The 21,083-nt window shown below is 70.6% G+C and carries 15 protein-coding genes; 6 read left to right on the top strand and 9 right to left on the bottom strand.

The window, feature by feature from the left end:
• Positions 1-131: 131 nt before the first annotated feature.
• The 5 genes from ACR80Q_RS14150 to ACR80Q_RS14130 form a co-directional block, all read right to left on the bottom strand.
• Positions 132-998 carry a glycosyl hydrolase 2 galactose-binding domain-containing protein gene (locus ACR80Q_RS14150; protein WP_435378277.1) on the bottom strand — a complete coding sequence of 289 codons (867 nt, stop codon included), beginning with the start codon at positions 996-998 and terminating at the stop codon, positions 132-134.
• Between the two features lie 66 nt (positions 999-1,064).
• Positions 1,065-2,075, bottom strand: a complete 1,011-nt coding sequence (locus tag ACR80Q_RS14145) for an ROK family protein (RefSeq protein WP_435378276.1) — start codon at positions 2,073-2,075, stop codon at positions 1,065-1,067.
• Positions 2,072-3,019 (bottom strand): carbohydrate ABC transporter permease, encoded by a 948-nt coding sequence (locus ACR80Q_RS14140; protein ID WP_435378275.1) that lies wholly within the window; start codon positions 3,017-3,019, stop codon positions 2,072-2,074. The genes ACR80Q_RS14145 and ACR80Q_RS14140 overlap by 4 nt, the downstream gene beginning before the upstream one ends.
• Entirely contained in the window at positions 3,016-3,966 is a 951-nt protein-coding gene (locus tag ACR80Q_RS14135) for a carbohydrate ABC transporter permease (RefSeq protein ID WP_435378274.1), read from the bottom strand. Before ACR80Q_RS14135 ends, ACR80Q_RS14140 begins: the two co-directional genes overlap by 4 nt.
• A 73-nt stretch (positions 3,967-4,039) precedes the next feature.
• On the bottom strand, positions 4,040-5,368 hold the full coding sequence (locus ACR80Q_RS14130; RefSeq protein ID WP_435378273.1) for an ABC transporter substrate-binding protein: 1,329 nt from the start codon (positions 5,366-5,368) through the stop codon (positions 4,040-4,042).
• Between the two features lie 242 nt (positions 5,369-5,610).
• Between ACR80Q_RS14130 and ACR80Q_RS14125 the strand changes: the two genes are divergently transcribed.
• From ACR80Q_RS14125 to ACR80Q_RS14110, 4 genes are all read left to right on the top strand, one after another.
• Positions 5,611-6,636, top strand: a complete 1,026-nt coding sequence (locus tag ACR80Q_RS14125; protein ID WP_435378272.1) for a LacI family DNA-binding transcriptional regulator — start codon at positions 5,611-5,613, stop codon at positions 6,634-6,636.
• A 136-nt stretch (positions 6,637-6,772) separates the two neighbouring features.
• On the top strand, positions 6,773-8,542 hold the full coding sequence (locus ACR80Q_RS14120) for an ABC transporter ATP-binding protein (protein ID WP_435378271.1): 1,770 nt from the start codon (positions 6,773-6,775) through the stop codon (positions 8,540-8,542).
• Between the two features lie 186 nt (positions 8,543-8,728).
• On the top strand, positions 8,729-10,849 hold the full coding sequence (locus tag ACR80Q_RS14115) for a cellulase family glycosylhydrolase (protein WP_435378270.1): 2,121 nt from the start codon (positions 8,729-8,731) through the stop codon (positions 10,847-10,849).
• A 162-nt stretch (positions 10,850-11,011) separates the two neighbouring features.
• Entirely contained in the window at positions 11,012-11,950 is a 939-nt protein-coding gene (locus ACR80Q_RS14110) for a type I phosphomannose isomerase catalytic subunit (protein WP_435378269.1), read from the top strand.
• Positions 11,951-12,029: 79 nt separating this feature from the next.
• Here the strand turns inward: ACR80Q_RS14110 and ACR80Q_RS14105 are convergent, their stop codons facing one another.
• On the bottom strand, positions 12,030-14,762 hold the full coding sequence (locus ACR80Q_RS14105; protein WP_435378268.1) for an FIMAH domain-containing protein: 2,733 nt from the start codon (positions 14,760-14,762) through the stop codon (positions 12,030-12,032).
• Between the two features lie 346 nt (positions 14,763-15,108).
• On the opposite strand from ACR80Q_RS14105, the gene ACR80Q_RS14100 reads away from it, so the two are divergent.
• Both ACR80Q_RS14100 and ACR80Q_RS14095 read left to right on the top strand, forming a co-directional pair.
• On the top strand, positions 15,109-16,026 hold the full coding sequence (locus ACR80Q_RS14100; RefSeq protein ID WP_435378267.1) for a glycoside hydrolase family 113: 918 nt from the start codon (positions 15,109-15,111) through the stop codon (positions 16,024-16,026).
• 48 nt (positions 16,027-16,074) lie between these two features.
• On the top strand, positions 16,075-17,118 hold the full coding sequence (locus ACR80Q_RS14095) for an aldo/keto reductase (protein WP_435378266.1): 1,044 nt from the start codon (positions 16,075-16,077) through the stop codon (positions 17,116-17,118).
• A gap of 578 nt (positions 17,119-17,696) precedes the next feature.
• Here the strand turns inward: ACR80Q_RS14095 and ACR80Q_RS14090 are convergent.
• The 3 genes from ACR80Q_RS14090 to ACR80Q_RS14080 form a co-directional block, all read right to left on the bottom strand.
• On the bottom strand, positions 17,697-17,993 hold the full coding sequence (locus ACR80Q_RS14090; protein WP_435378265.1) for a tyrosine-type recombinase/integrase: 297 nt from the start codon (positions 17,991-17,993) through the stop codon (positions 17,697-17,699).
• Positions 17,994-18,199: 206 nt separating this feature from the next.
• Positions 18,200-19,483: a competence/damage-inducible protein A gene (locus tag ACR80Q_RS14085; RefSeq protein ID WP_435378264.1), complete on the bottom strand. Its 1,284-nt coding sequence runs from the start codon at positions 19,481-19,483 to the stop codon at positions 18,200-18,202.
• A 262-nt stretch (positions 19,484-19,745) separates the two neighbouring features.
• Positions 19,746-20,684, bottom strand: coding sequence for a cold-shock protein (locus ACR80Q_RS14080; protein WP_435378263.1), 939 nt, complete (start codon positions 20,682-20,684; stop codon positions 19,746-19,748).
• Positions 20,685-21,083 lie beyond the last annotated feature (399 nt).

The raw sequence follows: 21,083 nt of genomic DNA, 5'->3' as shown, positions 1-21,083 counted from the left end.
GCCGTGGCTGCGCGGCCACCAGGGCTGCGCGTCGGGCACGTCGAGACCCAGGTTCACGGTGGTGGCGCCGGCCGGCACCGGCACCTGGCCGGAACCGGTCGCACCGGGTCCGGTGACCGACACCCGCACCGTCAGGTCCTCGTCCACGCCGGGTGCGTGCTCCAGGTCGAGGGCGACCTGGAGTCGGCCGCCCCCGTCGGCCAGCGACGTCGTCGGCCGCACACCCGACAGCCGGGCNCGGTGGTGGCGCCGGCCGGCACCGGCACCTGGCCGGAACCGGTCGCACCGGGTCCGGTGACCGACACCCGCACCGTCAGGTCCTCGTCCACGCCGGGTGCGTGCTCCAGGTCGAGGGCGACCTGGAGTCGGCCGCCCCCGTCGGCCAGCGACGTCGTCGGCCGCACACCCGACAGCCGGGCGGTCGACCACTCGACGAGCTCGACGGGCTTCCAGATCCCCGCCGTGACCAGGTCCGGGCCCCAGTCCCAACCGAAGTTGCAGGCCATCTTGCGGACCGCGTTGTACGGGTGGTGGTTGACGTGCGGACGGGTGCCCAGCGCCAGGGACTGTGCATCGGCGTACCGGACGGCGCTGGCAAAGCGCACCGTGAGGGTGTTGGTCCCGGAGACCAACCGGTCGGTGACGTCCACGACGTGGGTGCGGTGCTGGTTCGCCGCCTCCAACAGCAGCGCGCCGTTCAGCTCCACCGTCGCGACCGTGTCCAGGCCGTGCCACACCATCGAACGCCGGTCACCCGCCCCAGCGGTCCAGTCGAACGAGGTCTCGTACACCCAGTCGGTCAGCCCGACCCAGGCCAGCAGCGCCTCGTTGTCATCCAAGTAGGGGTCCGGGATCAGCCCGGCAGCCACCAGGTCGGTGTGGACGACACCCGGCACGGACGCAGGCACAGGGCTGGCGTCGCGGATGTGGTCGGGGACCGGGCCGTCGGCGGGGCGCAGGGTCCAGCCATCGTGCAGGGACCGGGTGGTGACAGACATGCAGGAGCCTCTCGTCAAATCGATCGTCCGAGCCGAAAGGCCCGGGATGGGGTGGTGTGCGGGGGCTCAGCCGAGCCGGTGGTCGACGCGGCCCAGAGCTCCGTTGAGCATCGCGGGGACGCCGTCGTAGGCGGCGGTGAAGCCGCCAGGGGACGCGTCGGTGCGGGGGCTCGGTGCGGGGGCGTCCGGTCGGGTCATGGCGATGGCGCCGAGTACACCCGACATCGATCCCAACTGGGGTGCGACGAGGTAGGCGTCAATGTCCTCGGCGACGGGGGTGCCGTCCAGGGCGCCGTCGAGCCGGTCCAGGACGCCTCGCCGGATCGCCGGCAGCAGGCCGGGCAGTCCCAGGACACCGCCCCCGATGACGACGCGCTCGGGGGCGACGACGAGGGCGACGGTGGTGACGAGCTGGGCGAGGTACCAGGCCTGCAGGGTCACGACGTTGTGGACCTGGTCGCCGAGGTCGTGGGCCGCTCGTCCCGTGCGGGCGCGGATGGCCGGACCGGACACCAGTCCTTCGATGCAGTCGCCGTGGAAGGGGCACGAGCCAGCGAAGTGGTCGTCCGGGTGCCGCGTGACGTGAAGGTGGCCCATCTCCGGGTGCAGCTGCCCCCCGAGGACTCGGCCGTGGACGACCGCTCCCCCGCCGACCCCGGTACCGACCGTGAGGTAGGCGCTGGAGTCGACGTCGCGGGCCGCGCCCCAGCAGTGCTCTCCGTAGGCGGCGCCGTTGACGTCGGTGTCCAGGCGCGTGGGTACCTCGAACCAGGAGCGGACAGACCCTAGGAGGTCCGTGCCGGCCCAGCCCGGCTTGGGAGTCGTCGTGATGCGCCCGTAGGTGGGGGACGTGGGGCGCAGGTCGAGCGGCCCGAACGAGGCGATACCGGCCCGCTGGACCCGGACGTCCGGACGCGGGGCGTCGAAGAACGCGCGGACGCGGGCGAGGGTCTCCCGCGGTGTGGTGGTGGGGACGACGACGGAGTCGACGACGTCGTCCGGTCCGGTGCCGATGGCGCAGACGAACTTGGTGCCGCCCGCTTCGATGCCTGCGGCCACGGGTCGTGGGCTGCTCACTTGGTCGCTCCCGAGGTGAAGCCGTTGTAGATGTAGCGCTGCAGGAACAGGAACGTGACCAGCGCGGGGAGGATCACGATCACCACGCCAGCGGAGATGACTTCCCACTGCGCGCTGAACGGTCCTTGGAACCGGAACAGCGACGTGGAGATGACCCCTAGGTCGCGGCTCGGCATGTAGAGGAAGGGCAGATAGAACTCGTTGTAGATGGCGATGCCCTTGATGATGACGACCGTGGCGATGGCCGGCTTGAGCAACGGGAAGATGATGCGCCAGAAGATGGTCCACACGTTGGCACCGTCCAGCGCGGCGGCCTCGTCGAGCTCTTTGGGCACCCCGCGCAGGAACTGCATGAAGATGTAGATGGAGATGATGTCGGTGCCCAGGAACAGGGCGATGACCGACCAACGGGTGTTGAACAGACCCAGGCCGCTGATGACCTGGAAGGTCGCGACCTGCGTGGTGACGGCCGGGACGAGCGTGGCGAACAGGAACAGGGCCACCACCAACCAGCGACCCCGGAAGTGGAACCGGTCCAGCGCGTAGGCGGCCATCGCCCCGATGACCACGGTCCCCACCAGGGAGAAGGCGAGGATGACCGCCGTGTTGACGAAGCCGGTGAGCATGGCCCCACCGACGAACGCACTGACGTAGTTGTCGACGTTGAGGAAGCTGTCGGGGGGGTCCAGCGGGCCGGTGGCGCGGTACTCCTCCGGCGTCTTGAACGACGTCATGAAGATGACGACGAGCGGCACGAGCGCCACCAGGCACCCGAGCACCAGCGAGACGTACTTGCCGACGGTGCCGAGGACGCGCAGCACCCGTGTGGTCGTTGTCACCGGGCGCCGGCTCAGGCCCTCCAGGGGCGTGGTGAACAGCTCGGTCCGGGCGTCGGAGGGTCCCCCGGTGCCGGCGGCGGTCCCTCGGGTGGGGGTCGTCGTCATGTCAGGTTCACCTTCTCGTCCGGGACCAGGCGTCGTTGCACCCAGGTGACGGCCAGCACGATCAGCAGCAGGACGACGGCCATGGCGGAAGCGAGCCCGACGTTGCGGAACTTGAACGCGGTGTCGATGGTCTGGATGACGAAGGTGGTGCTGCCGTTGGCGCCACCGGTCATGATGTACGGGATCTCGAAGACGGCCAGCGACCCGCTGATGGCCAGGATCACCGTGAGGCTGATGACCGGCTTGATGCCGGGGGCGATGATGTGGCGGAACTGCTGCCAGCGGCTGGCGCCGTCGATCTCGGCCGCCTCGTACAGCTGGGCCGGGATCGATTGGATCGCGCCGAGGAACAGCACGAAGTTGAGGCCCATGTAGCGCCAGACGGACGTCCCGGCCAGGGAGAAGTTGATGATGTCGGGGTTGCCGAGCCACTGCTGCGTGGCGGCCTCGGCGCCGAAGGCCACGAGCAGCGCGTCGAGGGTGCCGCCGGGTCGGAAGAAGTACAGGAAGATGAAGCCGATCGCGACCCCGTTGATCAGGTAGGGGAAGAACAGGATTCCCTTGAACAGGTTGCGGAACCGGACGTTGAAGCTCAGCACCGTCGCGAAGTACAGCGCGAGCAGGATCTGCAGCACCGAGGCGGCCAGGTAGTACAGGCTGACCACGAACACGCCGAACAGTTCCGGGCGGGTGGTGATCGACACGTAGTTGTCGAACCCGACGAACGTCTTGACCGGGTCCAGGCCGTCCCAGTCGGTGACGGAGTACCAGAACATGTTGCCGACCGGGTAGTACGTGAACACCAGCAGGAACGCCAACGGCACGGCCAGGAACAGCCACGGCACCAGTGCGGCGTTGATGCGGGGACGTGCACGTTCGGTGCGGACCCGCCCCTTCGCGGCGATCACGGGGGCGACGCCGGTGGGGGCGCCGGGCTGAGTTGTCATGAGGACCTCCAGTGGGCCGTCGACCGGTGATGACGGGGGGCACGGGGGTGTCCCCGCGCCCCCCGTCGCTGTGTCACTCGGCGGTGACGGCGGCGCGGGCCTCGGCCCAGCGGGTGTTCAGGTCCTCGAAGATCTGCTCCTTGGTCTCGTCGGACGCGCCCCGGGCGGCGTCGACCAGACGCTGACGGTAGATCGGCTCGAACAGACCGATCTCGGCGGCGGCGTCGATGTTCTGGACCAGGCCCTCCTCACCGGCCGGCGCGGGGTTGATCTCGAGCAGCTCGACGCCGAGCTCCTCGAAGTCGGCCAACGTCTCGGGGTTGGGCCCGTCCAGACGCGGCGTCAGGCCGCCCTGGTCCTCGGCGTAGCCGGACTCGTTGGCGAACCAGTCGACCCAGGCCCGTGCGGCCTCCTGATTCTCGGAGTTGACGTTGACGGCGTTCTTGTAGTCGCCCGCCGAGGCGGAGTAGAACGTGCCGTCGACCTGGTTCGGGAAGGGCATGAAGCCGATGTTGTCCGGGTCGTCGGCCAGCTCCTGCATCTGCACGACCGACCACGAACCGAGCACCATGGTGGCCACCTGGCCGGTGGCCAGGAGCTCCTTGGACAGCTCCCACTCCGTCGTCGTCGGGTCGTCCTCCGTGAGGCCGGCCTCGACCGCGTCGAAGATCAGCGAGTCCATGATGTAGTGCTCCTCGCCCTCGGCCCAGGGCGCGTCGGACTGCACGAGCTCGTTGACGGCGTCGGGGTTCGCCGAGATGGCGCCGCGGTTGTTCTCGATCTGGGTCAACGGCCAGCCGTCGGCGTAGTTCGTGTAGAGCGGGACGGCGTCGGTGCTGTCGGCGATGGCCTGCAGCGCGCTCTGGAACTCCTCCGGCGTGGCGGGGGGCTCGGTGATGCCGGCCTCCTCCCAGACGGCCTTGTTGTAGACCATGCCCTGGGCGTTGCCGACGATGGCGAGGCCGTACACCTCGCCCTCGTAGGCCTGCTCGTTGACGTAGCGGTACTCCTCACCCAGCTCCTCCACCGAACCGAGGGGCGAGAAGAAGCTGGGGAGCTGGTCGGCGGTGATGGAGTTCGGGATCAGCAGGACGTCGCCGTAGTCGGAGGTGTTCATCCGGATCCGGACCTCACCCTCGTAGTCCGTGATCGCCTCGAAGTTCACGGTGACCTCGGGGTAGAGGCCCTCGAAGGTCTCCTTGTACTCCGCGAAGGTGGTGTCGACCAGGTCGGTGCGGTTCGTCAGGACGGTGATGTCACCACTGACGTCCTCGGCGGCCTCACCACCGGCGCCGACGGCACCGGTGGCCTCGTCGTCGGCGGAGGACGAACCGCCGCAGGCGGCGAGGGTGAGGACGGCGGCGGTCGTGATGACCAACCAGGGGGTGCGGTGCGCTCTCATCGCGCTTCTCCTCAATGACGACGTTGACATTGTCGGTTCCGGTGGCACCGCGCCGTCTCTGGCGCACTGTCCGACCGTGGTGAGGCGCGACCATACGCACGCCACGGACCGGCCGTCAATCGTGGATGACAACGCCGTCATTGATGTTGCGGCTTCGTTACCTGCGGCGCTGGGCCGGCGCCCGCCCGTCGTGGCATCGTCGGACAACGGCCGACAGGGGGCCCGCTGCTACCATTTAGGTCGTGACGCCAGATGGTCCCCGCGCAGCGATCCCGCGTGCGACCCTGGCGGACGTCGCCCGGTTGGCCGGGGTAAGCGTGAAGACGGTCTCGCGGGTCGTGTCCGGGGAGACGAACGTCCGCCCGGAGACCCGGGACCACGTCATGCAGGCTGCGCGCCGGCTGCGCTTCCGCCCCAACCACCTGGCTCGCGACCTCCGCCGGGGCGGGGTCTCCACGACCGTGGCCTTCGTCATCGGAGACCTGACGAACCCGTTCTACTCGCGTGTGGCCGCCGGCATCGAGCGCACCCTGGCCGAGCACGGCCTCACCATGGTGCTGGCCGCCACCGACGACGACCCCGGCCGTGAAGCCGCGGTCGTGCAGGCCATGCTCGAGCGGCGGGTCCGCAGCCTCATCCTCGTGCCGATCGCCACAGACCAGGGGTACCTGGAGGGCGAACGTCAGCTAGGCACCCCGGTCGTGACCGTCGACCGCCCCGCCTCCAACCTCACCGCGGACAGCGTGGTGTTCGCCAACCAGGACGGCGCCCGCGAGGCGGTCAGGTCGCTGCTGGCGGTCGGGCACCGCCGAATAGCGTTCATCGGCAGTTCTCCCACCCTCTACACCCACGGCCAACGGCTGGCGGGCTACCGGTCCGCCCTGGCCTCGGCAGGTATCGACGTCGTCACGGAGTACGAGCGCACCGACGCGCCCGACTCCGGGTCGGCGGAGAAGGCGGCACGCGAGCTCCTCGACCTGGACGAGCCGCCGACCGCCGTCCTGGCGGGCAACAACCGTGCGAGCACCGGCGTCCTGCGCGCCTGGCGAGGCCTGGACGCCCCTCCAGCTCTGATCGGCTTCGACGACTTCGACCTCGCCGACGCCCTCGGCATCACGGTCGTGGCCCACGAGCCGGAGGAGATGGGCCGCGAGGCCGCCCTGCTCGCCCTCACCCGCCAGGACGACCTCGACGCTCCCGTGGAGCAGCTGGTGCTCCCCACCCGGTTGGTCCCCCGCGGCTCGGGCGAGCAGCCCCCGCCGGACTGACCCACGCGGCACCGGGCGGCACCGGGCGGCACCGGGGCGACCAAGGCAGCACCGGGCGCCCCGCCAGTCACCCCCCGGGGCCGTCGAGAGCACCCGCAGTTGCTCTCTTGCGGTCGACGTGGGCAAGGATGGCCGGATGACAACGATGGACCGGGCTCTGCCTCGGATCGAACGGGACCGGCCGCTGCGCAGCGCGCTCCGGCTGTTCCGGGCGCAGCGGTGGCGTCTGCTGGTTGCCGCGGGGGCCTTCGCTCTCAAGCACTCTCCGGTCTGGGTGATGCCCCTGCTGACCGCCAACGTCATCGACATGGTCGTGGAGGAGCAGCCGCTGTCGGTGCTGTGGTTGAACGCCGCCGTCATGACGGTGCTGATCGTTCAGAACGTGCCTTTGACCTCGGTGTATGCCAAGTGGTCGAGCACTGCCGTGCGTACGGTGGAGACCGACCTGCGTGCTGGTCTGTGCCACCGGCTCCAGCAGCTGTCGATCGGCTACCACCGGCGCATGAGCGCCGGGGTGCTGCAGGCCAAGGTCGTGCGCGACGTGGAGACAGTGGTGGACGCCACGCGGCAGGTGCTGGACTCCGGGTTGGCTGCCGTGACGACGTTGGCAGGTGCGATCGCCCTGACGGCGTGGCGCGTCCCGGAGTTCCTGCCGGTGTTCCTCGTGGCCGTGCCGGCTGCGGCGCTGCTGGTGCAGGCGATGAAGCGGCGCATGACCACTCGCAACGCGGCGTTCCGCCACGAGGTCGAGCAGCTGTCGGCCGCCGTCAGCGAGATGACCCACCTGATCCCGGTGACCCGCGCCCACGCCCTGGAAAGCCGGGCCCTGGAGCGCATCGACGGCTCCCTGGCGCACGTGCGCCGTGAGGGCGTCCGCCTCGACGTGCTCAACGGACGGTTCAACGCGGTGGCCTGGGTGCTGTTCCAGCTGCTGAGCGTGGCCTGCCTCGTGACCGCGGCATGGGCGGCCCGCACGGGCGCCATCCCGGTGAGCGCCGGTGACGTGGTCCTGCTGTCGACCTACTTCGTCGCTCTCACCGGGTCCGTCACGATGCTGATGAACCTGGCCCCGCAGTTCTCCAAGGGCTTGGAGTCGGTGCGGTCGATGGCTGAAGTGCTGGGCGAGGCGGACGTCGAGCGGAACGAGGGGAAGGCCGTCGTGGATCGTGTCGAGGGCCGGATCCGTCTGCGCGGGGTGCGTCTTCGCTACGACGACTCGGAGGACCTCGCCCTCGACGGCCTCGACCTGGACGTCGCCGCCGGGGAGACCGTAGCGCTGGTGGGACCGTCGGGGTCCGGCAAGTCGACGGTCCTCAACCTCGTGGTCGGCTTCCTGCACCCGCAGCACGGCGCGGTGCTGGTCGACGGTCAGGACCTGACCACGCTGGACCTGCGCTCCTACCGCCGCCACCTGGCGGTCGTGCCGCAGGAGGCACTGCTGTTCGAGGGCACCGTGCGCGACAACGTGGCGCACGGCCTGGACCTCGACGAGTCCTCGGTCGCGCAGGCCCTGAAGGACGCCAACGCCTGGGACTTCGTCACCGAGATGGGCGGGCCCGATGCGTGGGTCGGGCAGCGCGGCGCCCGACTGTCGGGCGGACAGCGCCAGCGCCTCACCATCGCCCGTGCCTTGGCCCGCGACCCGAGGGTCCTCGTCCTGGACGAGGCCACGTCCGCGCTGGACCGAGAGTCCGAGGCCGCGGTGCAGGAGGCCCTGCAACGCTTGATGGCTGGCCGGACGACGTTGGTCGTGGCCCACCGGTTGTCGACCGTGCGCAGCGCGGACCGCATCGTCGTGCTGCGCGCCGGCCAGGTGGCCGAACAGGGCAGCCACGGAGAGCTCCTGGCCGCCGGCGGGCTCTACGCCCACCTCGACGCGCTCGACCGGGCTGAACCGGTCTCCTGACTAGAGGGCCTTCGCGTGCACACGATGTCATTGCGCGTACGAGACGACTGGTAGATCCCTCGTAAGACAACGTCAGACGGCATTCGTAGGTCTGGACCCACGAATGACATCGTTGACATGACGGTCAGAGCGAAGGTAGAACGGGTCCGACCGGGCGGTGTGGCCCGGCGCGACGAAGGGTCGACGATGACGGATCGGAACGGACGAGGACAGGCCGCGCTGCGGGTGCTGGTCGCCGCAGCCGTGTCGGTGGGGCTGCTGGGCCTGCCGGCCACGGCCAGCGCCGCCAGGGAGGCCGCCCCAGCCTCACGAGGGCCTGCGGTGCAGCCCGCCGCGGAGCCGGTGCAGGGCCCCGTCGAGGGGTTCGTGCAGGCGCAGGGCGACCGGCTCACCCTGGACGGACGCCCCTACACGTTCGCGGGGACCAACAACTACTACCTTATGTACGGCGCGGACGGGCAGGGCAACCAGGTCAACGTGACCAACGTGCTCGACGACGCGCAGGCGGCGGGGTTCGACGCCATGCGGATGTGGGCCTACTTCCTGGTGCAGGACCCGGACGAGCCGGGCCGCACCAGCTCCATCCACGGCAACGGCAACGGCCCGACCTGGTTCCAGGCCTGGGACGAGGAGGCCGGCGAGCCCCGCTACAACGAGGGCGAGTTCGGCCTGTCCCAGCTGGACTACGCGGTCGCCGAGGCCGGCGAGCGCGGTATCCGTGTCGTCCTGCCGTTCGTGGGCAACTGGGCCGACTTCGGCGGCATCGATCAGTACGTCCGCTGGCGCGACCTGGCCGACGACTCCGACCGCGTCTGGTACCACGACGACTTCTACACCGACCCGGTCATCAAGGGCTGGTATAAGGACTGGATCACCTACCTGCTCAACCGCGAGAACGTCTACACCGGCGTCGCTTACAAGGACGACCCGACGGTCCTGATGTGGGAGCTCGGCAACGAGCCCCGGTGCCGCGGCAGCGCCCTGCCGTCCAGCCCCGGGGCCTGCGACCCCGAGAACGTCGACGTCATCACGGAGTGGACGGACGAGATGAGCCGGCACGTGAAGTCGATCGACGACACCCACCTGCTCGGTCTGGGTGACGAGGGCTGGTTCTGCGACCCCTCGCGGCCCGACATCGGTGAGGGCTACGCCTGCACCAACGGCGTCGACGGTGAGGCCATCGCGCGGCTGCCCGGCATCGACGTCATCAGCCTGCACCTGTACCCGGAGGCCTGGGGCTACGAGGCGGACTGGGGCGACGAGTGGATCGCGGCGCACGGCGAGCTGGGCAAGCAGGTCCGCAAGCCTGTCGTGCTGGGCGAGTTCGGCGTCGAGCCGGACCCCGAGGCCGGTGTCCACCGCAACGTCGTCTACCAGTCCTGGCTCGACACCGCCTACCGCAGCGGGGTGGACGGGACGCTCTACTGGATCCTGTCCAGCGACCTCGAGGACGGCACGCCCTACCCGGACTACGACGGCTTCACCGTCTACTGCCCGAGCGCGATCTGCACGACCATCAGCAACAACGCCCAGCGGGTCCGGACCAACCGCCCCGTCTTCGCTCCGGTCGCCGACGTGGACTTCGTCCAGACCGACTTCGGCGTACCGACCGCGGTCGACGTCCTCGCCAACGACATCTCCTACCTCGTCCGGCTCGTCCCGGGGACGATCGACCTCGACCCGACCGCGCCCGGTCGCCAGACCACCGTCGCGGTGGACGGCGGGCGGTTCACGATCGGTCGAGCGGGTGTCGTGGACTTCGTCCCGGCCGACGGCTTCGCCGGATTCGCGCGGGCGTCCTACACCGTCGCCGACCGCTCGGGCCGCCTCAGCGACCCGGCCGAAATCACCGTCCGGGTCCGCCCCGCGCCGGATGCGCCGGTGACGCTCTTCTCCTTCGAGGACGGCACCCAGGGCTGGGGGTCGGCGGGCATGACCACGACCACGACCGACACCTGGTCCACGGACGGGACCCGGTCGCTGCAGGTGACGCTGCCCGAGGGCAGCAACGGCTGGGTCGGCGGTCCCTTCGCCGCGCCGGTCGACGCCTCGCAGCGGCAGTCGCTCAGCCTGGACCTGCTCGTCGGCGGCACCGGGTCCTCGGTCGCGGTCTCCCTGCAGGTCGGGGACGACTTCCGCTGGTGCCAGTCGACGTTCCAGTACTACCCGGCAGGCACGAGCACGACGCGGACCATCGACCTGGCCACCGACATGTCGTGCCCTGTCGAGGACTTCGCCGACGTCCGGCAGATGAACGTGTTCCTGAACTCGGGTACCCACCTCATCGACCAGGTGGTGCTGCGCTGAGCCGCGACCGCTCCTAGACCCACGACCCTCGCCCCCGCCTGGACACCGTCTGGGCGGGGGCGAGCCGTGTTCCACACCCGACGCACCACTCCCCCATGACCGACAGGAGCCTCGTTCGCCATGACACCTGCCCTCGGCCCCCTCGCACTCGTCCCTCGCCTCGTGCCCAAACCCTGGGGCGGACGCCGGCTGGCCGACCTCGGCCGCGACCTGCCCGTCGGCGACGTACCCGTCGGCGAGTCCTGGGACGTGGCCGACCTGGACGCGGCCACGACGTCGGTCCCCGACCCTGTCAGCCGAGTCGGCCACGGGCCGCACGCGGGACGCACCCTGGCCGACCTCGTCCGCACCCACCGGGCCGAGCTCCTGGGCACGACCGCACCGACACCCGCCGGCAGGTTCCCCCTGCTGCTCAAGCACCTGGACGCCCGCGAGGACCTGTCGGTGCAGGTGCACCCCTCGCAACGTGTCCTCGACCGGTTGCCCGGCGCCCGGCTCAAGACCGAGTCGTGGGTGGTCGTAGCCGCCGCCCCCGGTGCCGAGCTCTTCCTCGGCGTCGCCCAGGGGGTACGACCGGACGACGTCGACCGGGCGTTCGGCACGCCCGGCATGGTGCCCCTGCTACGGCGGGTACCCGCCAGGGTCGGCGACGTCCACCACGTCCCCGCCGGACTCATTCACGCCCTGGGGGCCGGCGTCGTGGTCGCCGAGCCGCAGACCCCGTCCGACACCACCTACCGCATCTACGACTGGGCGGTGGAGCACGGGCGGGAGCCTCGGCCGTTGCACCGGCAGGAGGCCATGCTCTGCGTGCGGGCGGAGTGGGCGGTCAACGTCGACCCACCCCCCAGCCAGGACGGCGACGGCCTGCTGGTGGACACCGACCACTACCGGATCAGCCGCCGGACCACGGAAACGGCCGGCCCGGTGGACGTCCCGGTCCGGCCGGTCGCGCGCGTCGTCGTGGTGGTCGCGGGCCGGATCGAGCTCGACGACCTGCCCGCAGCCTTGACCGCCGGCGGGGTCGTCGTCCTCCCGGCGGGATGGCACGGGACCCTTCACGCCGACGCGCGGAGCACCTGGCTCGAGGTCGACCTCTGACAAGCACCGCAGGCCCGCGGCGCACGACGGGCCGGGCACCCCCGAGGGGCCCGGCCCGTCGTCCGACGCGGTCTCGCCGTCAGCCGGTCGTCAGGTCCTCACCGACCGTCGTCAGGTCGGCGACGAGCAGGTCGCGCGCCTCGGCGGTGACCCGCCCCCGCGTCACCTGCGCCGGGCCCGTGACCAACGTCTCGAACCGGTCCAGCTGCTGCTGCGCCTGCCGGGTGCGCCCGGCGTCCAGCTGGGACTGGGCCGCGCCCAGCAACCGGTCGAGCTGGGCTGCGAGCGTCCCGTCCAGCTCACCGGTGCCGGCGTAGTAGTCGACGAGCTCGTCCAGCGACGTCATGCTGACCGGCACGTACTCCAGCTCGACCCGGTCCAGCTGGCCGGTCCGTTCCGGGGTGATCGTGGGGAAGCCCACCCGGACGTGCCGCACGTCGGCGGCCATGTCCTCGTCCTCGTAGAGCACGCGAAGCCAGTAGCCGTACGTCTCGTCGTCGGTACCGAACTGCGTGCTCTGGACCTCGACGGGCTCGAAGGTCACGCCGTCCGTGGACGTCGACACCTCGAAGTGCTCGACCTCGGCCTCGAAGAACGTGTAGAGGCTGAGCTGCTGCGGGTTGCCCTCGACGCTGTAGGTGATGTGCTCGCGCGGTGCCTGCTCCCCCGGCTCGGGCTCGACGTAGGTGGACGACGTCCACTCGACGTCGTCGACCAGGACGTCACCCCGGAACGGCTCGGCCAGACCGGCAGACGCGATGCGGACCAGCCAGGTGCTGGACGCGTCCGGGATGCTCGCGAAGTCCGTGCTGCCCTCCCCGATGTCGAAGGTCAGGTCGTTCCAGCCGACCGCGAGGGTCCGCTCGGCGCCGGGGTTCCACGGGCCGTTGAAGACCAGGTTGGCGCGCAGGCCCGCGACGGGCGCGTGCACGCGCATGGTGACGGTGTCGCGACCAAGGATGTCCACGGGCGCGTCGGTGAACCGGTGCTCAGGGCCGGCCTGACCACCGCCACCCGCGGCGAAGGAGACCGGGATCGCGAGGCTGTCGGTGCCGCCCAGCGCCGCGGCGTCCACGACGCGCAGGCTGCTGGTCAGGTCGTTCTGCGCCATCCACGACGGCAGGTTCCACCCGGCGGTGGAGCCGTCCTCGAAGTCCAGGACGATCGGCTCCTGGGGCGGCGCGCCGGGAGCGCGGACCGCCCGGCTGAGTCGCTCGATCAGCGGGCGGTTGTTGCCGTCGTCGATGACGAGCCCGTCGGTCACCTCCGACGCCTGAGCGAAATCGACCAGGTCGTCGGTGAGCGCCAGGCTGTCGACCGTGATCGGACCCCACGGCTGCGACGGCTCCGAACGTCCACCCTCATTCTGCGCGGTGACCCGGTACCAGTACGTCTCGTGCAGCTCGGCGGTCGTGTCGTTCCAGATCGGCGTGTGCGCGACATCGTCGGTCACGCCGTCCACCAGCACGGTCCAGGGGCCGTCGGGTGACGTCGCCCGCTCGAGGACGTAGGACTCGGCGCCGGCCGAACCCTGCCAGTACAGCTCGCTCACGTGCTCGACAGGCAGCACGGTCGGTCGACCGGGAGCCTCGGTCGGCGGGACAGGCAGTCCGCGGATCTCGTAGGCCTTGGCCTGCATGAGGCTCATCACGGTCCGCTCGTCGTATCGCTCACCCGTGTCGAAGCCCGGGAAGTGGTACGAGCGGACGCGGTAGCTGCCGCCGAACTCGTCGCCGTGCCAGTAGAAGCCGCCGTCACGGTTGTGCGGTCGCAGGCCCCAGAGCTGGCCGCCCACCGCGCCCTCCTCGATGAGGATGTCGGTGATCTCCTCGATGTCCTCGGTCTCCGCGAAGCCGAACTCGAACGCGATGTACGGCTTGACCGGGGTGATGCGCTGGGCGCGCTGCCGGACCCCGGCGGGTGAGTTGCCGGTGTAGTTGTCGTACACGCTGGTCGCCACGATGTCGATGTTGGGCTCGGCCAGGATGTAGTCCAGCCGCGCCTGGTTGTAGTCGTGCTGCATCGTCAGGTGGTTGGGCGCCCGGTCCTTGACGTGGGCCGCCATCTCGGTCAGCCAGGGGTTCGTAGCGTTGGCGATCTCGTTGCCGAACACCCACGCGGCGATGGTCGGATCGTCCTTGTACTTGACTCCCGTGATCGTGTTCGTCCGGTCCGTGATGTAGTCGACGATGGCCTTGTAATCCTCGCGCAGCACCTCCGAGTTGTAGAAGTTGACCTGCGACGGGCCCGGGTCGATACCGCGGTTGGCCGACAGCGCCGCCAGCCCTCCGTGCCACTGGTACTGGTTGGTGATCGGGATGAAGATCCGCACGTCATGCTCCGCGGCCGACGCCAGGACCTGGTCGAGGACGCGAAAGCCCTCCTCGCTGAACGCATCCGGGTTCAGGCTGCCGTCGGGGTGGCGCGGCACACCGGTGACGTGGCGCGGCAGGTCCGGGTCGTCGTCCGGGTGCAGGACCGAGATGTCGTAGATCCGGGTCGCCTGCCCACCCATCCGCTGGATCGTCTCCAGGTGGTCGTCGATCTCGAACGTGTCGGGCCAACGCCACTCGAAGTCGTCGGAGTCCTCGAACGGGTAGTTGTCCTCGACCAGGCCCAGGGTCGGCGTGGCGACGGACAGGAACCGGAACTCCTCCTCACCGTCCATGACCCGGTTGCCCTCCCTGGTCAGGAAGTGTTCGAAGCGGTCCGCCTGGCCGATCTCCGGCGGTGCCTGAACGGTGGCGGCCTCTGGTGCGGCTGCGGCGGTCAGGCCGGCGACCGCGAGGGCCAGGGCGCACAGGCCCGCCAACCCTCTGTTTGGTGACAGCGTTGTCATTTGTTCCGCCTTTCGTTGCGTCTCTGCAACGGTTGAGTGGGCTGCCCCCGGTGACAAAGGGTCACTGCACAGGGACTGGGCGATCGCGACGCTAAGCCTCGGAACAGGCATCGGTCAAGACTTCGCAGGGCTCGCGGGGTCGCCGAGCGCGACACCCCCAGTCGGCGAGAAGCGCTGCGCGAGCAGATGCCAGTTGATGTCATCGCTGTCATCAGGCTAGGTTCCACACGCTCAACGACAACGTCGTCACGCCTGAGAGGTAGCCATGCGTAGCTCCGATGCACCGTCTCCCACTGGTTGGGACGAGCCCGTCTGCGGGATGACTTGGGGGTGGGTCGGCACGCGAGGGACCTGGACCACCTCCGAGGCGGGCGCCTCGATCCGCGAGATGGCCGCCCTGGACGTCAACTGGGCCACCGTCGCCTGGGCGGCGCTGCAGGACACGGCCCAGTCGACCCACATCGACTGGAAGAACTCCACCGTCACCGACGACGAGATCCGGCACGCGGTCGGCCGTTGCCGCGAGCAGGGCCTCAAGGTGTGCCTGAAGCCGGTCGTGAACTGCGCGGACGGCACGTGGCGGGCGCACATCGGCTTCTTCGACCAGGACGTGCCAGGGGAACCCACCTGGGCACAGTGGTTCGCCGCATACCAGGAGTACGTGGTGCACCATGCGCGGCTGGCGCAGGAGCTCGAGGCCGACCTGTTCTGCATCGGTTGCGAGATGGTGCGTGCAGACGCCCAGGAAAGGCACTGGCGCAGGCTGATCGCCGCGGTGCGCGAGGTGTACTCCGGGCCCATCACCTACAACGCCGACAAGTATCAGGAGGACCGACTGACCTGGTGGGACGCGGTCGACGTCATCAGCTCCTCGGGTTACTACCCCACGGGTGAGTGGCAGGCCCAGCTGGATCGCATCGAGACCGTGGTCCAGGCCCACGGCAAGCCGTTCCTCTTCATCGAGGCGGGCTGCCCCAGCCGCGAGGGGTCACCGGCACGACCCAACGACTGGTCGCTCCATGGCGCACCGAGCGAGGCGGCCCAGGCGAGCTACCTCGACGAGATGCTCACCGCGGGGGCGGGTCGGTCCTGGGTGGGCGGGTTCATGCTGTGGGACTGGCCGGCCCACCTCTACCCCGTTGAGCAGGCGGCGACCAACGACGACTACTGCATGTACGGCAAGCAGGGCGCTGAGGTCGTGCGGTCGCACTACCGCTCGATGCGTGGGCTCGACTGAACGAAACGCGCCCCGACCGTCGACCGATAGCCCGCCGAGGAGCACCGAATGTCACCCACGCATCACGTCCATGGGGACCGCTACGCCACCATGCGCTACCGCCGGTGCGGCCGGAGCGGACTCGATCTTCCTGCGCTCTCCCTCGGCCTGTGGCAGAACTTCGATCACGGCAGGCCGTTCGAAACCCAGCGGGCCATCCTGCTGCGGGCCTTCGACCTCGGGATCACCCACATCGACCTCGCGAACAACTACGGCCCTCCCCCCGGGTCAGCGGAGGAGACCTTCGGACGGGTGCTCGGGCAAGACCTCCACGCGTACCGCGACGAGCTCATCATCAGCTCCAAGGCGGGGTACGGGATGTGGCCCGGCCCGTACGGGGACGGCGGATCCCGCAAGTACCTGCTGGCCTCCCTCGACCAGTCCCTCCGTCGGACCGGACTGGACTACGTGGACATCTTCTACTCCCACCGGCCTGACCCCTCCGTCCCGATCGAAGAGACGATGGGTGCCCTTCACACCGCGGCCGTTAGCGGCCGCGCCTTGTACGTCGGCATCTCGAACTACAGCCCCTCTCAGACCCGCGAGGCCGCGCGGGTGCTTGCCGAGCTCGGGACCCCGCTGCTGGTGCACCAGCCGTCGTACTCGATGCTCAACCGGCACGTCGAGTTGCCCGAAGTCGGCACAGCCACCGCAAGCGAAAGCCTCCTCGATGTCGTGGGCGACCTGGGAATCGGCTCGGTCGTCTTCTCGCCCCTGGCGCAAGGACTCCTCACCGACCGCTACCTCACAGGCGATGTCCCCGCTGGCTCTCGTGCGGCAGCCGGGGCGCTGGACACTGCACGCATAGACGCGCAGTACCTCACCCGGGCACAAGCGCTGAACGACATCGCGGCCAGCCGGGGGCAGAGCCTGGCGCAGCTCGCACTGACCTGGGTCCTGCGCGACGAGCGCATCACCTCCGCCGTGGTCGGGGCAAGCAGCGTCAGCCAGCTGGACGACAGCGTGGCTGCCTTGAACGCGCCGCCGCTCGGTGCGGACGAGCTGGCCCACATCGAGAACACGATCAATCCCGCCGATCACCGACCACGCTGACCCCAGCTCCCGCGTCGTGGGTCCTGGGTCGTGGGCTTCTCGTGGGTCGTGGGCGCGGCCCTTCGATAGCAACCGTCCCTCGTGGAAGTCTGTTGGTCTTCTCAGCCAGATACGTGCCAGATGCACCCGCACCTGCCCACGCCCCGACGCACGGGTCTGCACAAGATTCGCCCTCTGACCTGCGAGGGAGGATCACGCGCGCAGCCGCTCGCACACCCCCTGTCGGTTTCCTAAACTGCGTTTCGGGAACGTCGACGGGTCCACTGCGGCCGGGTCCCGGGCCACGACAGTGTGACTAACAGGGTGACTACCGGGCCGGATTCCGACGTTCGGGGGTGGACGCCCGTGGACTATCTGCGCAGGTCAGGCCGCGTTGGGCCCTGAGGCCGCGGCCACAAAATCTCCCTGACACGGAAGAGGTCACTGGTTCGATCCCAGGATCGCCCACACAGGTCAGAGGCATGATCACCTCCGACGGCCCCCTCGATTCGGGGGGTGGGTAACTACGGGTCTGGACATTGGAGCATCGTGTCCATCGCCACGGCCCTCTCCAGGATCACCGGTCGCAGTTGATGGCGTTAGACCGCCTCGGTCACCCGGCTCCCCCGGCGGCCCAGCAGTTCGGCGACCTGCTCGATGGTCATCCCGCCGTCGGACAGCAGCGAGACGAAGCTGTGACGTAGTTCGCGCGGGGTCCACGCTCCGGGATCTAGGCCGGCCTTCTCCACCACTACGCGGAACCCACGACGAACGTCCGCTGCGTCCGGGGCGGTGCCGGTCGCAGTGGCAAACACGAACGCGTCGGTGATCCACGCAAGTCCTGCACGCTCGAAGGCCTGCTGCTGTCTCCCCCGATGCCGGTCGAGTGCCGTCACACACGCTGCAGGCGGAGCCCAGTCAGGCTTGGGTGTGTCGGCTCGACCTGGCCGCCCGAGCTGTCGCCCGTCAGTCGTCGGCCGATGGTTCGCGTTCCGCAACGGGACGCGGTTCCGGAGGGGTCCACGCGGGAGCTCGAGCCGCGGTCGGGCTTCCCGCGGACGCTCGTGCCGCCGCCTGCCGGCGCCCACGACGCCGACTCCCGTCAGCGCAGCACGCTACGCAGCAGGTGCAGGCAGGTCGTGACCGTGCGGGCCCGTACCTGCGCCCGTCCGCCGCGGAGGCGGAGCTCACGGTGCACCGTGCCGTCCGGCCCGTCCAGCGCGACGTGGACGAGCCCGACCGGCTTGCCCGGGCGGGCACCGCCCGGCCCGGCGATCCCGGTCACCGACACCGCGAGGGTGGAGCCGAACCGGTCGCGAGCACCCCTCGCCATGGCCACCGCCACCTGCTCGCTCACCGCGCCGTGACGGGACAGCAGCTCGGCCGGGACGCCGAGCTCGGACGTCTTGACCTCGTCGGTGTAGGCCACGAACCCGCCGACGAGGTAGTCCGAGGAGCCCGGCAGGTCGGCCAGACGACCGGCCAGCAACCCGGCGGTGCAGGACTCTGCGGTGGCCACCGTCCACCCGTGCGACCGGAGTCCGGACGCGACGACCTCGTCCAACGACGAACCGTCGCTGCTGTAGACGGCCTCGCCGAACCGGTCGACCACCGAACCGAGCAGCTGCGCGTAGGCGGTGTCCGCGTCGGGCCGGAACCGGGTGACCACCTCCAGGTCACCGTCGCGCAGGCACGTGGTCACCTCCAGACCCGCGTCCTCCGCGGCGCCGTGGCGGGACGCGTGCTCGCGAAGCAGGTCGGCGAGCTCGGCCTCGGGGACGCCGGTGGCGCGGATCGTCTCCTCGCGCAGCGCCACCGCCCCGGCGAGCTGCAGGGCGGCGGCCACGAGCGGGTCGGCCAGGGCCGCGGCCCACATGGCCTGCAGCTCCTGGGGCGGGCCGGGCAGCACGAGCACCGGCGGACCGTCTCCGTCGCCGGGCAGCACCAGACCCGGAGCGGTCCCCACCGGCTCGAGCACGTGGGCACCGACCGGCACGACCGCCTGCTTGCGCGTGCCCGACGCCATCCCGGGTGACTCCGCGCTCCACCCGCGCGCGGCGGACAGGCGGGCGATGACGGCCGCGATGCGCTCCTGCAGGGCCTGGTCGACGGCCGTGGGACGGCCGAGGACGTCGGCGACCACCTCGACCGTCAGGTCGTCGGCGGTCGGGCCGAGACCGCCGGTGGTGATGACCAGGTCGTGCCCCGTGCGCAGGTACCGCAGCACCGACGCCAGGTCCTCGGGTCGGTCCCCCACGACGACCACGACACCGATGTCGACCCCCAGCTCCCGCAGCCGCTCGGCCAACCAGGGGCCGTTGGCGTCGGGGACACGGCCGGTGAGCACCTCGGTGCCGGTGACGAGGACTGCTGCGCGGGCACCCATACGACGATCGTCCTACGCCGACGGCTGCCGGGCGACGGCAGGGGGGATTCCGGGGGCCGGTGGACAGCACGGCGGACCCGTGGCGCGGCATCCGTGGGACGCAGGTGTGCGGATCGGGCCCGTCACCGGACCCGCCGCGGCAGGCCGTAGGTCCCCCGTCCCCCGCCGGCCCGACCACCGCAGCACAGGCGCTCGTTCGCGACCAGGATCGAGCGGTGTCTCGAGCCAGGGGTGGGCCTCTGCCGAGCCTGTGGAGGCCGGGTCACACCCGTTCGACGCGGTCGGCCTGCGGGCCCCGCTCGCTCTGACGCACCTTGTAGCGGACGCGCTCGCCCTCCACCAGCGAGTCCGCACCTCCCAGGACCGACACGTGCACGAACAGGTCCGCGCCTCCGGCGTCCGGGGTGATGAAGCCAAAGCCACGCTCCGCGTCGTAGCGTGCGACCACGCCCTCGCCACCGCGCACGGGGGCGTCGGTCGCCTCCGGGTGCGGCGGCCGTCCGCGTCCTGCGGGCACGGACGCGCCCCGGGGTGCCGGGGCCTTGACGAGGTGCAGGTTGCGGGCCTGCGGGCCCTTCTCGCTCTGGACCACGTCGTAGGTCACCCGGTCCCCCTCCGCCAGCGAGGTCAGCCCGCCGGTCAGCGCCCGCACGTGGACGAAGACGTCCTCGCCACCGGCGGCGGGGGTGACGAACCCGAAGCCCTTGTCCTCGTCGTACCAGGACACCGTGCCGTCCGCTCCGTCGCTCGGGACGGGCTGCGGGGTGTCGGCGGCGAGCGGCAGCAGGTGCTCCGCCTGAGGCCCCTTCTCCCCCTCGACGACCAGGAAGGCCACGCGCTGCCCCGCCGCCGGCACACCGCCGGTCACCACGGCCGAGCTGTGGACGAAGATCTCGGCGCCGCCGCCGTCCGGCGTGACGAAGCCGTACCCCTTGCCTGGCTCGTACCAGGTGACGGTGCCGAGGACGCCCAGCGGGGCGTCCGGAGCCGTGTCAGCGGTGATCCGGACCCGGCGTGCCTGCGGGCCCCGGTCCCCCTCGCCCCACTCGAACTCGACCGCCTGCCCCTCGCGGAGCAACCTCGTCCCGTCGTCGCTGACGATCTCGGACGCATGCACGAACAGGTCCTCGGCCTCGCCCTCGATCGCGAGGAAGCCGAACCCCCGCTCGGCGTCGAACCAGCTGACGGTCCCCTGGGGCACGGTTGACTCCTCGTTCGGGCTACGGGTGGGACCCCAGTCTGGCCGACCGCGCGCGGTCGGGTGTCCTCCGCGTCGCGCAGATCGGCCTCACGCGGACGCCGCCGCCGGCGGTCCGACGGCACCCCGGGGCGTCGGGAGGCCAGCAGCTGCCTGGTCTAGCGGCCCGGACGCCTCCGGTGAGCCGGGACCCGCGCTCGTGCGGCCCGGTTGCCGCGTCGCGACGAGCGGGCACAGCGCGCACGCCTGGGCTCCGTCCTGGCGCCACCACCGGCACGACGGCCGGATGGCGCAGTCGGGCAGCGGACCGGCCGCGACGGCCGGAGGCAGCCCCGCTCGCTCCCGGTCGAGCCGCACCTTGTCCGGGACGTGGCACCGGGTGTCCGCCCAGTAGACGCAGCC

It is taken from the genome of Aquipuribacter aurantiacus (assembly GCF_051216895.1).
In the GTDB taxonomy this organism is placed as follows: domain Bacteria; phylum Actinomycetota; class Actinomycetes; order Actinomycetales; family JBBAYJ01; genus Aquipuribacter.
Note: the sequence above shows the minus strand (reverse complement) of the source record. Positions and strands in the feature narration are given on the sequence as shown.

Coding starts and splice junctions, on each gene's coding strand:
- ACR80Q_RS14140 (WP_435378275.1), bottom strand. CDS start 3,019: ATGACGACGACCCCCACCCGAGGGACCGCCGCCGGCACCGGGGGACCC.
- ACR80Q_RS14135 (WP_435378274.1), bottom strand. CDS start 3,966: ATGACAACTCAGCCCGGCGCCCCCACCGGCGTCGCCCCCGTGATCGCC.
- ACR80Q_RS14130 (WP_435378273.1), bottom strand. CDS start 5,368: ATGAGAGCGCACCGCACCCCCTGGTTGGTCATCACGACCGCCGCCGTC.
- ACR80Q_RS14120 (WP_435378271.1), top strand. CDS start 6,773: ATGACAACGATGGACCGGGCTCTGCCTCGGATCGAACGGGACCGGCCG.
- ACR80Q_RS14115 (WP_435378270.1), top strand. CDS start 8,729: ATGACGGATCGGAACGGACGAGGACAGGCCGCGCTGCGGGTGCTGGTC.
- ACR80Q_RS14100 (WP_435378267.1), top strand. CDS start 15,109: ATGACTTGGGGGTGGGTCGGCACGCGAGGGACCTGGACCACCTCCGAG.
- ACR80Q_RS14095 (WP_435378266.1), top strand. CDS start 16,075: ATGTCACCCACGCATCACGTCCATGGGGACCGCTACGCCACCATGCGC.
- ACR80Q_RS14085 (WP_435378264.1), bottom strand. CDS start 19,483: ATGGGTGCCCGCGCAGCAGTCCTCGTCACCGGCACCGAGGTGCTCACC.